Origin of the sequence: Rhodococcus erythropolis R138, from assembly GCF_000696675.2 — a bacterium.
In the GTDB taxonomy this organism is placed as follows: Bacteria; Actinomycetota; Actinomycetes; order Mycobacteriales; family Mycobacteriaceae; genus Rhodococcus_F; species Rhodococcus_F erythropolis.
In genome coordinates this window covers 2,355,379-2,369,114 of sequence record NZ_CP007255.1, presented here as the reverse complement: position 1 = coordinate 2,369,114, position 13,736 = coordinate 2,355,379, and the positions used below count along the sequence as shown (strand labels likewise).

Sequence of the window (13,736 nt, the reverse complement as noted above, 5' to 3'; positions counted from 1 at the left end):
CTCGTCGTATCTTCTCGGTCACAAGCCCTCGATCGCCTCGCGGATCGTATGCGGGCCGGAGGTCAGAACCAATGTCTTGCCGACGCTGGACGGCGCATCGATGAGCGCTTCGACGACCGCGGCGACATCGGCTCGAGGCACAGAGCCTCGATCGACGGGCGGCTGCGCAAGCAATACTTCGCCGGTCGGGTCGTCGTCCGTCAGAAGGCCTGGCCGAAGAATCGTCCAATCCAGCGAAGACCTTGTCTTCAGGTCTTCCTCCGCTGCCGTCTTCGCCCGCAGGTAGGCGGCAAAAACCTCGTCGGTGTTCTCCGGTATTTCGTCACCGGCACCCATGGCGCTGATCTGAATGAACCGACGTACTCCCGCTTTCTCGGCGGCATCGGCCAACAGCACCGCCGCAGCTCGGTCGACGGAGTCCTTGCGCTCGATCGAGCTACCAGGTCCGGCGCCCGCGGCGAAGACCGCGACGTCGGCACCGTCGAGTACCTTCGCAACTTCCTCGACCGTGGAGGATTCCAGATCGATCACCACGGGGAACGCGCCGAGTGTGCGGACCGCACCCTCGTGCGCGGAGTTGCGGATCAGCGCTACCGGCCGATCGCCATGTCCTGCCAGCAGGTACGTCAGGTGCTGCGCGATCTTGCCGTGCCCGCCGGCAATGACCACGCGTCGTTCGTCCACACTTCGATGTTCCGTCATCGTTTTCTCCTCACACGTCGGTGCTTCAGGTGCAGCACTCCGGAGCGGCCCGTTGTTCCCCTGTTTGTCCCACGAGTTCGGACGCAGAGGCAGAATGACGAACATGGCATCTGCAACCATCTTCCACAATCAACGGTGCAACACCTCGCGGACCGTTCTCGGGCTCATCCGGGAAGCCGGCATCGAACCCACCATTGTCAAGTACCTCGATACTCCGCCTACCCGATCCGAGCTGGAAAAACTCATCGCCGACGCCGGCCTCGAGCCCAGTCAAGCGGTTCGCAAGCGCGAAACGCAGTACAAGGACCTCGGACTCGCCGACGCTTCCGAATCCGAGATCCTCGACGCGATGATCGAGCACCCAATTCTGATCGAACGCCCATTCGTCGTCACTGACAAGGGCACGGTGCTCGCGCGTCCGGCAGCCAAGGTGGAAGAGATTCTCTGACGTCTACCGCTCACAGCGGATCGCGGGCGATCGGGCAGGACATGCAGCGAGGTCCACCGCGACCGGAGCCCAGTTCGGAACCCGCGATTCGCAAAACCTCGATACCCGAGGCCTCCAGCCTGGCATTCGTTTCGACGTTGCGCTCGTAAGCGACGACGACGCCCGGTTCGACGGCCAACGTGTTGTTGCCGTCGTCCCACTGCTCACGCTCGGCGGTCACCGTGTCGAGTCCGGTGTCGATCACTCGAAGTTTTCCGATTCCCATGGCGTCGGCTGCCGCTTCGAGGAACGGCGTCGCACCGCGAATACTCACCCCGTCGTCTTCCTTGCGGAGGGTGAACGCTGCCAATGTGTCCTGAATGGCCGGATACATGACGACCGCGTCGGCCTCGACCATGGTGCAGACCGTGTCGAGATGCATAGACGCTCGGCGTTGCTCGATCGGAACAACCAACACCGTGTGGGCGAGACCGTCGTCGAACACGCTACGCGCCAATGCTTCTGCGCCGGCGGGTGATGTACGTTCACCGACACCGATCGCGATCACCCCCGGCGCGAGAAGCAGCACGTCACCTCCCTCGACAGGAGCCGTGTGCGACTCGTACGCGCGGCGCACGCCTTTGAATCGGGGGTGATGCGCGTAGACGAGATCCGTGATCGAGGATTCGCGAGCTCGCGCTGACAACGCCAAGGACGTGATGATGACCCGTGGCCCGACCCAGAACGACGAATCGCGGGTGAAGAGCAAGTTGGGCAGCGGGTCGATCACGAAGTCACCGCCGTGATGCATCCTGCGCACCAACGAGGTCGAGCCGGCGTCGATCGGCAGCTCGTCGAACGTCATTCCGGCAGTAAGGATCGACGACAGCTCCTTCGGCTCTACCTTTCGCAGGTACGCAGCCAGGTGTTGCCCGAGCGCGTGGCCGATCTTGCGTGCGTCGACGGCGGCCGCGATTCCCTGGATCCTCGCTGCGCCACTGACCTCGAGCGCCTCGGTGAGGAGATCGGACAAAAGCAGTACCTCGACGCCGCGCTCACGAAGGACGGTCGCAAACTGATCGTGTTCTTCCTGCGCGCGGTCCACCCACGGCAACGCGTCGAACAGCAGCTCGTCGTTGTTGCGCGGAGTCAATCGTTTCAACTCGTCGCCCGGACGATGAAGAATGACCGATCGCAATCGGCCCACCTCGGAATCGACACCGAGGGGGACGGAGCCAGAAGCGTTCATGAGTGAACACTAATCCCGTAGGCCCCACCCAGCAGGGATGAGCAGCTGCCATATCTTCCCGCGTAACGTCTGATCCGACGCAGGCGAGAGGACCACGCAATGAGTAGCACGGATCAGGCGGCGCTGGGTGGCGCCGGAATCGACAGGTTCACCGGGCGCTGGGTCGGCGCTGGAGCCGGACATTTCCCCACCATCGACGACTTCGAGTACTCCGAGGAGATCGAGTTCGCTCCGACACCGAAACCGTTTGTCACCTACTCGTCGCGCACTCGTGGGCTCCCCGACGGCCGACCACTTCACATGGAATCGGGATACCTGCGCCCGACACCTGGTGGTGAGCTCGAACTGCTGGTCAGCCAGCCCACCGGATTTGTGGAGATCCATCGCGGCACCGTCGACTCCGAAGGCACTCTCGCCTTGACCCGTCTCACGCTCGCAGCATCGCCCGACGCAAAACCGGTTCACGACGTCCGGCGAGTCATGCGCGTCCAAGGCGACACCCTGACCTACGACTTGTGGATGGCGCACGGCGACACCCCGCTGACGCATCATCTCCACGCCACCCTCCACCGGGCGACGGACCGGTAGTCGCCATGGAGATGCCGTCGTGGAAAGCCAAGGAACTTACGCCCGGCCAGCTCTCCGAGCGCAGCGGTGTCGCCGTCTCGGCCCTGCATTTCTACGAACGAGAAGGCCTCATCGTCAGTCGCCGGACCAGCGGCAACCAGCGTCGATACCAACGAGACACGCTTCGACGCGTCGCCTTCATCAGAATCTCGCAACGCGTCGGCATTCCGCTGTCGGAAATCCGGGAAGCCCTCGGCACACTTCCTGAAGGCCGTACCCCGAACCGCGCAGATTGGGAACGGTTGTCGACCGGATGGCGGCGCCACCTCGATCTCCGCATCGAGCAACTGGAACGACTACGCGACAATCTCACCGGTTGCATAGGTTGCGGGTGTCTCTCACTGGAGGGATGCGCCCTCGCAAACCCTCACGATCAACTCGCTGCCGCCGGCCCAGGTGCACGCGTTCTGGAGGTGGATTTCGGCGCCGACTCAGGCGAGAAATGACTCGACAGCGTCCCGATCGCGCCCCAGCAAGTCCTCGACGGTCTTCTTCAGCAACTTCTCGATCTGGCCGCCGATGATCGGCATCTTCACTTCGGCCGTCCCGTCGACGACCAGTCGCGTGCAGGACTCGGCGGCGGTGAGGTCGAGCGTCGTCTCGATTCGTATCGGTAGTCCGTGCGCGATCCCGGTGACCGACCCTGCGGCCTTCCCGTCAGACAGAGGCCCCCAGTGGTCGACCCGTGTCAGACCGAGTCGACTCGGCGCAACCTTGGCGACCAGGGTCGGGAGGGAGGCGGAGTCGATTTCCTCGGACACGGATACTTCGATCGATCCGTCTCCAACTTCGATGTCCGAGGTGGCATAAAGGTCTCCGAGTCGGACTTTCCAATAACTCGGGTCTGTCAAAGTTCGATGCACGTCGTCGATCGGATATTTGAATTCGATATCGAAGTGAAAACTCTTCGGCATGACTTTGGTCCCTATTCGACTAGATAAAAGTCCCGTCTGAGTTAATGCTCATCGCTTGAGCAATTTACTGAACTGGTCGTTCGCTTTTTGCATCACGAACTCGTAAGGCGGTGCGAATTTGCGGGCCCACCAGTATCCGAATCGAATGTCATTCGACGTATACACGAGGTACGTGTTCTTCTCGATTCCCCGCAGAATGCACGACGCCACCTTCTCCGGGGAGACCGCGCGCTTCTCGAACCGGTGCGTGAGCTTTTTGACCCGCGGGTCATCCCGGTCGATACCCGCGATGTCCACGGTTCCCACCAAAGGCGTCTTCACCCCACCAGGCACAACCAGACTGACGCCGATTCCGTGCCGCTTCAGATCGAATCGCAGCACCTCGGAGACCCCGCGAAGGCCGAACTTGCTCGCACTGTAAGCGGCATGCCACGGCAGTGCCAAGAGCCCAGCGGCCGAAGACACATTGACCAGGTGCCCACCCTTGCCGGCGCGAATCATGGGCGGAACGAACGTCTCCATGACATGGATCGGTCCCATCAGGTTGACGTCAACCATCGACTTCCAGTGCCGATGCTCGAGGTTCTCGATAGTTCCCCACGCTGAAATGCCGGCGATATTCATGACGACATCCATCGGAGAGAATTGAGTGTGAATCTCGGTACCGAATTTCACGACCTCGTCGTAATCCGAGATATCGAGTGCCTTGGCCAAACTGACCGTGCCCCCTCCGGCACCAACCATTGCGGCAGTCTCTTGCAATCCACGGTCGTTGATATCAGTGAGAAACAATTCGGCTCCGGCCTCGGATGCCCGCAGTGCAGTTGCGCGTCCTATCCCACTACCAGCGCCGGTGATCAGGCATTTCTTACCCTCGAGCGACCTTACTGACATGGATCGACACTCCCCCGCACTCGTACTGTGGACATGCGGGAAAGTCTACGCACGCGTTGTGCGGCCGCCCCGAAACACGCATCGGCCGTGAGCATGCCAGAACCCACGACCTCGGTGGCAGTCGCCGAACCCACCGACAGCTACAGACGCTGAGCCATCAGCTCTTGATAGCCCCTGACCGTACGGTCGAGTTCTTCCGCCGCTACATCGTCCCCACGCTTGCGTGCGTCGTGGGCTCGATCCTGGATTTCACGGATCGCGCGGCGCAGTTCGTCATCGCTCATCGTGTGTTTCATATCACAATTCTGCACCTACGCAGGGGGTTTAGCTAGCGCAGATTGCATTCCGGCAAACCGTTCAAGGTTCAACCCCGAAGTGATTCGAGCAACATCGCGAACAGTCGCCATAATTGCAACCGCATCACTCCACACCGTCACTGAACTGCGGTTTTCCTTTCGGAACACATATGAAAAACCAGGCTAACGCTTAGCTAATATCGCCAAAACGGGTAAAAGGTTTGATACTGGGCACATTAACCAAGTAATGGAAGGTTCGAATAGCGCGACCGTAGCTGCACAATCTTCGTGCGGCCGATACTCAATGTGCGCTGAGACATAGCTGAGCACTCAATGGCCGAACGAAACGAATCTCGGACACATTTGACAACTGGTCCACTAAACAGACTACGGTGAGCTACCGATCGGTTATCCGCGTGATACCGTAGGATTCACTGAACGGACAATTGCTAGCTAGAGAGGATTACGGGGCGGTTCACAATGGCTGACTTTGCAGAACGATTGAACAAACTGTTCGACAGTGTTCATCCTCCGGGGCGCAAACCCCACACCAACGCCGAGGTTGCGGCAGCGCTCATCGAAGACGGCCATCAGATCTCCAAGCCGTACATCTCGCAGCTCCGCTCGGGACAGCGCACCAACCCCTCGGACGAGACAGTCGCTGCGTTCGCCCGGTTCTTCAAGGTGAAGCCCGACTACTTCTTCAACGACATCTACGCTGCCAAGATCGATCACGACCTCGAACTGCTCTCGCAGCTCCAAGGTTACGGCCTTCGCCGCCTCTCGAGCCGCGCATTCGACCTGTCGGAAGAATCGCAGAATCTGCTCACCACGATGGCTGAAAAGCTCCGCGCGAGTGAGGGTTTGCCAGAGGTTCCGCCCGACGCGTCACGCTGATGCAAATGTGCTGAAGCACTGAAATGACATGGAGTAGGTCGACTACGAACGTCGACCTACTTTTGTCGTTTCATCGAGTTCCTTCGCCAACAACAACACCCATCGGCGCGCCGACATCTTCTCAGGTGGCGCAATCCATCTGGTGTCCAACACATCCGAGGCCAATGGATCCGCGATCCACCCCGCAAGTATTCCTGCATGGGCGGTAACTGCCCGGGGTGGTTCCTGTCCACCGACGTCGAACATCCCGGCGCCGGACTGTATGTACATCGCATCCATGATCTGGGCGATCATGTCCGATGCCCGGAGTACTGACGTACTTCCGGCACTGTCCGCGTCGACAACCTCGGGGAATCGCTTGACGAGAAGCGCGTGCATCCGCCGCAGCCGGTACAGATCTCGTCGGGCACGTAACCAGGTCTCGAGAAGCACCCACGTGATGCCGAGCGCTATCAGAACACTCGAGGCAGCGATGAACCACACCCCTGCGCCCGTCCAGATATCCGATTCGAGTGCGCTGGTGCCACCGATCGATTCGACCAGCATCACGACGACCACGACAAGCAAGATCGACGAACCTGTCACGATCAATGCGATTCCGCGCCCCAACGGCGCCCAGGCAACGTGCCGTAGCCCCGTCGAAATGACAAGGGACAGAGCGACGATGATAAAGATCAGAGCCGGCGCTGGGTATCCGAAGAAAACCGCGATCGCCACCAGCAGCCCCACCGAGTACAGCACCGTGGCGAGACCGCGCATGGCTGGACGCGACATCACCGGCCAGGCAGACACGGCGCCGACTGCGCTGGCCGCGGACAACGCGGTCCACAAGACGATGACGATCATCGCTGCGGCATGTTGCTCCGGCGCAATTCGATCGACGATGTCCCACACCGCCGGCACCATGACCGTCGACGACAATGCGACCGAGAAGCCTGCGAAGACCATCGACATTCGCAACGGCGTCGCGGTGCGCGCGACAACTCGACCCAGTCTCGCGCCGGCTGCAACCCAGACGAGAAGGGCCACAGCCCAAAAGATCATCCGATCGCCTCGTCGTACCGCAACACCGACAGCGGTGTCCCACGGCCACTCATCGTTCGCAGACGCATGATCAACATCGACGCGAACGTCTCGGCTTCCCACTCCGCGATGTCATCCATCGGCACGGGTTCGTTGCGCCGCAGAGAACGTTGACTCAACATGTAGGCGATCAAATCGTCACTGACCTCGAGCGTCGCCTCGGCGATCTCGGCACCCTCGTGCCGAAACACTATGTGCCCCAACTCATGTGCCAGAGTTCGCTCGACATTGGGTAGCCCGGGAGCCAAAACGATGACGTCGTGGTCGTCGTAGGCCCGGCGCTGACCGCACACTCCGGTGGCGAGCGGGGTTTCCAGATCGATCTCGATCGGGCGCCCACGCTCGCGAGCGACTGTCTGCACCACCGTAAGCAGTGACACAGCCTCCGACGACGCTGCTGCGTCACATACGGCATCCACCGCGGCCAGAACGCGGCGATGTGAACGTCTGTCCGGCACGACTCACGCACCTCCCTGTGATCCGGGTGCCAGGAATTCGGCACGTGCGGCAGCCAAACGTGCCTTCTGCAACGATGCTCCGCGAAAAGTCATTGCTCCCGCACCCGCCGCTACGACTGCCATTCCGCCCACACCGCCTGCGACGGCGGCAGCGTTGAGAATCGGCGGAAGGCCTTGAGTGAACGCCGTCGGGAATGCCTGCGGGTTCTCACTGGGACTCGCGACGTTCGGAGCGCTCGACGGTACCTGGGGAGCTACGGGTGCCGGTGCGGCCAGAACCTCGGGCGCCGAAGGTGCTGCGACTGCGCCCGGCGCAGCGTTCGCCGGTCCACCGGCAGAGGGTGCAGGTGCACCGCCGCCCGCTGACGGCCCCTGCGGATCAGACGGTCCAGCCGGCGGAACCGCGGCCTCCGAGGATGGCTCGGAACTCGACTGCGACTCGGAAGGGGACTGCGTCGTCTCGGAGGCTGCTTCGCTCGATGAACTCTCGGTCTGCGAAGTTGCGTTGGTCGCAGGGGAAGCGCTGCTGCTCGGACGTTGCGACGCCGAAGGGTTGGTCGAGGCCTCAGTTGTCGTGGGCTCAGTCGTCGTGGGCTCAGTCGTCGTGGTCGGCTCAGTCGTCGTCGTGGGCTCAGTCGTCGTCGTGGGCTCAGTCGTCGTCGTGGGCTCAGTCGTCGTCGTGGGCTCAGTCGTCGTCGTGGGCTCAGTCGTCGTGGGCTCAGTCGTCGTCGTGGGCTCAGTCGTCGTCGTGGGCTCAGTCGTCGTGGTCGGCTCAGTCGTGGTCGGCGTCGGAATTACCGTTGTACCGCAGTTGTGATGGTGGCAATGCCAGCCGTAGTTGCCGTTGCCGTTGCCGTTGTTACCGCCACCGTTGTTGCCGTTGTTGCCGTTGTTATTGTTGCCGTTGTTGCCGTTGTTGCCGTAGTTGCCGTTTCCGTTGCCGTTGTTTCCACCGCCACTGTTGCCGCCAGGTTGGGCGGCGACGATGGCAGGGAAGACCGATACGGCAAGGACGCCGATACCCATCAGGCACATCACAGCAACAAGCATCATCGCTAGCCGTCGTGGCTGGCTCATCGACATTCCTCCCCGACACATACGTCCGACCTGCGGAAAACTGCGGCAGACTCATCGTGCCTATCGCACCGGACACACCCTCGTTACATTTCCGGCAAACATGTATCCGCCCAAGGATCATCCCTCACTTGGAAGCTCAACGGTCCGGATCAGCGGTCGCAATCGTATGAAACGGCGCACACTCGAGCTAAATCTTCGCAATTCGGGCAGGCTCTGAAAATGCAGGAAAGGGCCGTTCAACTTTCGTTGAAAGACCCTTTTTGCTGGTACTTCTTGGTGGAGCTGAGGGGAATCGAACCCCTGACCTCTTCGATGCGAACGAAGCGCGCTACCAACTGCGCCACAGCCCCGTGCCACCGCCTCAGCGGTGCTCGGCAACTCTAACAGGAACGAATACTCCCGTTGGAATCACCCGACACGAACTTTCGGCCCGACAAGATCTGCCCAGAAGATCGACCGAGATAGGTCACTGACCGGACGCGCGACGCATCTCGGTGTGCCTGATCTCTTCTTCGTAGTGATCCAGGTGATCGAACACCGGATCTTCGTCATCGACCTCGAGGACAACCGCTCCTGGCCGGCGCAGTCGCGCCGGAATCAGGCGCAACTCTTCGTCGGTGTGCGATTCGACTCCGAGTCGCGATCGGTTGAGGCGTTCGGTACGACGGCGGCGAATCTCCTGCTCGATCCGAACCTGCCGACGTAGGTACGCCATGTACCCACCGAGGCCGCACACGGTCAGCACAAACAACCACCACACCATCGGCGAGATGATCAATGCGAGAGCGCCCGAGAGAATCGCGACGAATGCCAGGCCCAGCAATGTCCGCTGACGGAATGCGTACCGCGCCTCCCGGGCGATGGCATCCGCTTCGGGGTCGAATCCGCCTCGGCCGCGCCGAACGGGAACAAATTCTCCGACCGGTGCACGACCGCCGGTGTAGTCGTCTTCTGCGTGAGTGTCCATCTGGTCCTCCGCGTCGTAGCTGCTGCGCACTGGTTCTGGTTGCCAGTTCGGATCGCTTCGATGTCCTGCTGCCGGCCCGCGCTGAACAGGGTTGCTGTCGCCGCGGTGGAGTACTCGAGTCGCGAGCGCCGCGTCACTCGTCTGCCGGATCCTGGGGCGCTTGTTGACAAGCATCGGCACCAGGACGAACAGCCACACGGCCACCAGCCCGATCCACACGAATGAGCTAGGCATGCCGCGGCCTCCTCCCGATCACCTACCAGCACCTATGCCAGCCGTTGACGAGTCAAGGTTAACGGCCGACGCCCTCGCATCGTTGCCGACGCGCCGAACCCCACCATACTCATGTGTCACACGCGTACCGAACTGAACTTCCGGTTCAGTCCCAAAAGTCTCAAGTTCTGGTTGAATCAAAAACCACATTTTTCCGGCCGAAAGTAGGACTACTCAGCGGTAACTGCCGTTTAGCTCGCGTTTCTCACGCTCGTGGCGCCGTATTGGTCACACCCACGAAGCGCGTCCGGACCGCACCAATCTGTCGACGACGGTGGTGGGTACTTCCTCGATGGTCATTCCGACCAGAAGATGATCACGCCATTGGCCGTCGACATCGAGATAGCGCTTGAGAAGACCTTCCTCCCGGAACCCAACATTTCGTAGGACTGCGCGACTCGACGCGTTCTCCGGCCGAACGGTCGCCTCCACTCGATGCAGACCGACCTTCGAGAATGCGTGATCGAGTGTGAGCGCCACGGCCGCTGTGGCTACGCCCCCACCGGTGACGTGCGAGGCGACCCAATAGCCCACCCAGGCGGACCGCAGAGCGCCGCGCACGACATTTCCGATGGTGACCTGCCCGCAGTACTTCCCGTCAAGTTCGATCACCAAGGGAAGGATCCGGCCCTTGCGCGCCTCGGAGCGAAGATTCCCGCACAGGGACGGCCAGACAGTGATGTGGTGGCGAGCATCCCAGGGCGACTCTCCGGTGGGCTCCCACGGCTCCAGGTGCTCGCGATCGCGAATGCGGAGGCGACTCCACACAGCAGCGTCACGGAGCTTCACGGGGCGGACGGTCACCACTCCCGCGGGCACTCGCAGTGGGCCGAGATCTTCCGGCCATCCTGGATGGACTGACATCACACCCCACTCGGGTCGGCGTTACCCACGTTGGGCGAGAAAAGCTACGTCGACTTCTTCACCGATGTGCACTTCGGTGACGTCTCGATCGACAAGAACCAAGCAATTGGCTTCCGCCAAGGTCGCGAGGAGATGTGAGGACGCACCGGGCGCACCCCCGAGTGCCTGCACCAGGTACTCCCCCGTCGCTTCGTCACGCATCAGCTGACCACGCAGGAAACCCTTGCGATCGGCAATCGACGTGATCGTTCCCACCGTGCGCGCCTTCACTACTCGCCGCATCGGCTGGCGGCGTCCGAGCGCGATTCTGATCAGCGGGCGAACCATGACTTCGAATACCACCAGTGCGCTTACCGGGTTGGACGGTAGGAGAAAGGTCGGAACCTCGTCTCGTCCCAGCTTGCCGAAGCCCTGCACTGATCCCGGATGCATGGCAACGCGCTCCACCTCGAGTGTCCCCAGGTCGGCAAGCGCCTCACGAACCTCGTCGGACGCTCCGCCGCCCACGGCACCGGCGATGACAACGATTTCCGAGCGAATCAGCTGTCCTTCGACTACTTCGCGAAGACGGCGCGAGTCGTTGCCTGCGATTCCCACACGGTTGACGTCGGCGCCGGCATCGCGCGCTGCGGCGGCGAGGGCATACGAATTGACGTCGTAGACCTGACCAGGCCCCGGCGTGCGATCCACGTCGACAAGTTCTCCACCGACGCTGATGACGGAGAGACGCGGACGCGGATGGACGAGCACTTTGTCGCGACCGACCGCGGCAAGCAAACCGACCTGCGCGGCTCCGATGATGGTGCCTGCCCGAACGGCCACGTCGCCCGGCTGGACGTCGTCGCCTGCACGGCGAACGTAATCGCCCGAACGCACCGGCTCGAAGATCCGAACGCGAGCGCGACCACCGTCGGTGTTTTCGAGCGGGAGCACGGCGTCGGCCAGCGTGGGCAGCGGCGCGCCCGTGTCGACTCGAACGGCCTGACGCGGTTGCAACCGGATCGGTTGGCGTGAGCCCGCCGTCACCTCGCCGACCACCGGCAAGCTGAGGTCCGTAGGCTCGCCGTCCTCGCCGCGGAGGTCGGCTCCAGCGCCGGCGACATCGACACTGCGAACCGCGTAACCGTCGATGGCAGCTTGATCGAATCCCGGCAATGGGCGTTCGGTCACCACTTCCTCGGCACACAGCAGTCCCTGCGCCTCCGAGATGGCGACCCGAACCGGACGGGGTGCCACTGCAGCAGCGGTAACCCTGGTCTGCTGCTCCTCAACCGACCGCATCTGGTCCGCGTCCTCCTGTGTCTGGAAATTCGGTGATATCCGTCAGCTCATGATGCCTTGCCTTCGAAAAGGGACAAGCACATTGATACTGCGTTATCGGGCGAGCAACCACCGTGGCGACACGCTCAGCGGTCGAGCCGATCCGCGAGCCACTTACGCAAGGACGGACCGTAATCGTCACTGTCGAGTGCCAGGTCAACCGAAGCGCGGAGGTACCCGCCGGGGTTGCCCAGGTCATGACGCGTTCCGCGGTGCACCACCACGTGAACCGGATGACCCTCGGAAATCAGGAGAGCGATGGCGTCGGTGAGTTGCAACTCACCGCCGGCTCCCGGCTTGATGCGGCGAAGTGCGTCGAAGATCGCACGATCGAGCAGATAGCGACCCGCAGCGGCAAAGGTCGACGGCGCGTCTTCCACAGCCGGCTTCTCGACCATGCCGACGACCTTGAGGACGTCGGGATTGACCGCGTCGGGAACGATCTCGACGTCGAAGACGCCGTAAGCGCTCACTGCGTCCTTGGGAACGTCGATTGCACAGAGAACGGATCCGCCGCGCTTGGCCCGAACTCGCGCCATGATCTCCAGGACGCCACGCGGGAGTACGAGATCATCGGGCAGAAGGACCGCGATGGCATCTTCGTCGTCGTCGAGAACCGACTCGACGCAACCGACTGCGTGCCCGAGGCCGAGGGGCTGCTCCTGAATCACGGAATCGACTTCGAGCAAACCCGGCGCTTTGCGCACCTTTGCCAGGGCAGCAAGTTTTCCGCTCGCTTCCAGCTTGCTTTCGAGCACGAGATCCTCGACGAAGTGCGCAACCACTCCGTCTTTGCCCGGGGACGTCACGATGACGAGCCGCTCGGCTCCCGAGTCCGCAGCTTCACCCGCCACCAGTTCGATACCCGGTGTGTCCACGACCGGCAGCAATTCTTTCGGAACCGTCTTGGTGGCAGGCAGGAAACGCGTACCAAGTCCGGCTGCGGGAACCACGGCCGTACGGAAGGCCCTCGTGCTGCTAGCGACAACGTCTGTCATGCCAACACCTTAGCCGCCGCTTGTTACCGCTCGGTCAGCACGACGAATATCGTTGCGGGGTGACACCTCAGACAAAAGCACAATGGCGACAAATCGCACTCGCAGCACGTGATGCAGTCTCGGAGCACACTCGAAACACGGAAACTGCGGCGTTGATCACGCACATACGTTCAGTGATTGTCGACGGCTCAACCGTCTGTGCGTACGTCCCCACCCGCACCGAACCAGGATCCACCGACTTGCTCGACGCCGTTGCCGAGATCGCGCAGCGTGTACTACTTCCGATCACCGGAGAACCCGGACCGTTGTCCTGGGTTCAATACAGCGGTGCCGACGGTTTGCGCCCCGCGAAGTACGGCATTCGGGAGCCCGCCGGACCCGTCCTACCACCGGAAACCCTGTCCGACGTGGAATGCATGCTGATCCCTGCTCTCGCGGTGGATCTTCGTGGAACACGCCTCGGCCGCGGCGCAGGCTTCTACGACCGGACGCTCGGGTCGGTCGGACCACAGACTCGGCTCGTGGCAATTGTCAGAGACTCCGAACTCGTCGAGGCCTTGCCTGCCGACGACCACGACATTCCCATGGGCTGGGCATTGACGCCGCGCGGCGGCCTCACGCAACTCAAAGGCGATTGATCTGCGGGAATAGATCCCTGATTAGCGCTGTTGGCACTGTCACTTGTAGAGT

Annotated in this window: 18 protein-coding genes and 1 tRNA gene; 7 read left to right on the top strand and 12 right to left on the bottom strand. The window is 61.9% G+C overall.

All coding sequences use genetic code 11. From position 1 onward, the window contains the following. Positions 1 to 18 precede the first annotated feature (18 nt). Complete coding sequence (locus H351_RS11210; protein ID WP_020970330.1) at positions 19 to 702, bottom strand: SDR family oxidoreductase; 684 nt, start codon at positions 700 to 702, stop codon at positions 19 to 21. Between the two features lie 94 nt (positions 703 to 796). On the opposite strand from H351_RS11210, the gene arsC reads away from it, so the two are divergent. Then, positions 797 to 1,150, top strand: coding sequence for an arsenate reductase (glutaredoxin) (arsC, locus tag H351_RS11205; protein WP_020970331.1), 354 nt, complete (start codon positions 797 to 799; stop codon positions 1,148 to 1,150). A 10-nt stretch (positions 1,151 to 1,160) separates the two neighbouring features. Here arsC and arcA read toward each other — a convergent pair whose 3' ends face one another. After that, positions 1,161 to 2,378, bottom strand: coding sequence for an arginine deiminase (gene arcA, locus H351_RS11200; RefSeq protein WP_019744713.1), 1,218 nt, complete (start codon positions 2,376 to 2,378; stop codon positions 1,161 to 1,163). Between the two features lie 99 nt (positions 2,379 to 2,477). Here arcA and H351_RS11195 point away from each other — a divergent pair, with 99 nt between their 5' ends. Together H351_RS11195 and soxR are read left to right on the top strand one after the other, a co-directional pair. After that, a complete protein-coding gene (locus H351_RS11195) occupies positions 2,478 to 2,966 on the top strand; it encodes a heme-binding beta-barrel domain-containing protein (RefSeq protein ID WP_020970333.1) in 489 nt (162 codons plus the stop codon). A 5-nt stretch (positions 2,967 to 2,971) separates the two neighbouring features. Beyond that, positions 2,972 to 3,451: a redox-sensitive transcriptional activator SoxR gene (gene soxR, locus H351_RS11190; RefSeq protein WP_019744715.1), complete on the top strand. Its 480-nt coding sequence runs from the start codon at positions 2,972 to 2,974 to the stop codon at positions 3,449 to 3,451. Here the strand turns inward: soxR and H351_RS11185 are convergent. The 3 genes from H351_RS11185 to H351_RS32200 form a co-directional block, all read right to left on the bottom strand. Beyond that, complete coding sequence (locus H351_RS11185) at positions 3,437 to 3,919, bottom strand: DUF2505 domain-containing protein (protein ID WP_029255916.1); 483 nt, start codon at positions 3,917 to 3,919, stop codon at positions 3,437 to 3,439. The genes soxR and H351_RS11185 overlap by 15 nt on opposite strands. Positions 3,920 to 3,967: 48 nt before the next feature. Then, the gene (locus H351_RS11180) at positions 3,968 to 4,813 is read right to left on the bottom strand and encodes an SDR family oxidoreductase (RefSeq protein ID WP_029255917.1); all 846 of its coding nucleotides are present in this window, start codon (positions 4,811 to 4,813) and stop codon (positions 3,968 to 3,970) included. Between the two features lie 140 nt (positions 4,814 to 4,953). Continuing rightward, complete coding sequence (locus tag H351_RS32200; protein WP_162492723.1) at positions 4,954 to 5,097, bottom strand: hypothetical protein; 144 nt, start codon at positions 5,095 to 5,097, stop codon at positions 4,954 to 4,956. Positions 5,098 to 5,589: 492 nt separating this feature from the next. On the opposite strand from H351_RS32200, the gene H351_RS11175 reads away from it, so the two are divergent. After that, positions 5,590 to 6,006, top strand: a complete 417-nt coding sequence (locus H351_RS11175; RefSeq protein ID WP_003946231.1) for a helix-turn-helix domain-containing protein — start codon at positions 5,590 to 5,592, stop codon at positions 6,004 to 6,006. 42 nt (positions 6,007 to 6,048) lie between these two features. On the opposite strand, the gene H351_RS11170 is transcribed toward H351_RS11175, so the two are convergent. After that, positions 6,049 to 7,050, bottom strand: a complete 1,002-nt coding sequence (locus tag H351_RS11170) for a hypothetical protein (RefSeq protein WP_029255918.1) — start codon at positions 7,048 to 7,050, stop codon at positions 6,049 to 6,051. Next, complete coding sequence (locus H351_RS11165; RefSeq protein ID WP_003946241.1) at positions 7,047 to 7,547, bottom strand: ImmA/IrrE family metallo-endopeptidase; 501 nt, start codon at positions 7,545 to 7,547, stop codon at positions 7,047 to 7,049. The genes H351_RS11170 and H351_RS11165 overlap by 4 nt, the downstream gene beginning before the upstream one ends. 178 nt (positions 7,548 to 7,725) lie before the next feature. On the opposite strand from H351_RS11165, the gene H351_RS32095 reads away from it, so the two are divergent. Together H351_RS32095 and H351_RS32090 are read left to right on the top strand one after the other, a co-directional pair. Continuing rightward, a complete protein-coding gene (locus H351_RS32095; protein ID WP_029255919.1) occupies positions 7,726 to 8,364 on the top strand; it encodes a hypothetical protein in 639 nt (212 codons plus the stop codon). 8 nt (positions 8,365 to 8,372) lie between these two features. After that, positions 8,373 to 8,606, top strand: a complete 234-nt coding sequence (locus H351_RS32090; protein WP_158510642.1) for a hypothetical protein — start codon at positions 8,373 to 8,375, stop codon at positions 8,604 to 8,606. A 292-nt stretch (positions 8,607 to 8,898) separates the two neighbouring features. Here the strand turns inward: H351_RS32090 and H351_RS11150 are convergent. From H351_RS11150 to H351_RS11130, 5 genes are all read right to left on the bottom strand, one after another. Further along, positions 8,899 to 8,974, bottom strand: a tRNA-Ala gene (locus H351_RS11150). Positions 8,975 to 9,090: 116 nt separating this feature from the next. Beyond that, positions 9,091 to 9,825 carry a divisome protein SepX/GlpR gene (gene sepX / locus H351_RS11145; protein WP_020908625.1) on the bottom strand — a complete coding sequence of 245 codons (735 nt, stop codon included), beginning with the start codon at positions 9,823 to 9,825 and terminating at the stop codon, positions 9,091 to 9,093. 267 nt (positions 9,826 to 10,092) lie between these two features. Beyond that, the gene (locus H351_RS11140) at positions 10,093 to 10,728 is read right to left on the bottom strand and encodes a GNAT family N-acetyltransferase (RefSeq protein ID WP_007727523.1); all 636 of its coding nucleotides are present in this window, start codon (positions 10,726 to 10,728) and stop codon (positions 10,093 to 10,095) included. Between the two features lie 21 nt (positions 10,729 to 10,749). Continuing rightward, positions 10,750 to 12,009 carry a molybdotransferase-like divisome protein Glp gene (glp, locus tag H351_RS11135; RefSeq protein WP_003946353.1) on the bottom strand — a complete coding sequence of 420 codons (1,260 nt, stop codon included), beginning with the start codon at positions 12,007 to 12,009 and terminating at the stop codon, positions 10,750 to 10,752. A 125-nt stretch (positions 12,010 to 12,134) separates the two neighbouring features. Beyond that, positions 12,135 to 13,046 carry a UTP--glucose-1-phosphate uridylyltransferase gene (locus H351_RS11130; RefSeq protein ID WP_019744725.1) on the bottom strand — a complete coding sequence of 304 codons (912 nt, stop codon included), beginning with the start codon at positions 13,044 to 13,046 and terminating at the stop codon, positions 12,135 to 12,137. Positions 13,047 to 13,105: 59 nt separating this feature from the next. Here H351_RS11130 and H351_RS11125 point away from each other — a divergent pair, with 59 nt between their 5' ends. Next, the gene (locus H351_RS11125) at positions 13,106 to 13,684 is read left to right on the top strand and encodes a 5-formyltetrahydrofolate cyclo-ligase (RefSeq protein WP_029255921.1); all 579 of its coding nucleotides are present in this window, start codon (positions 13,106 to 13,108) and stop codon (positions 13,682 to 13,684) included. The last annotated feature ends 52 nt before the right edge of the window (positions 13,685 to 13,736 follow it).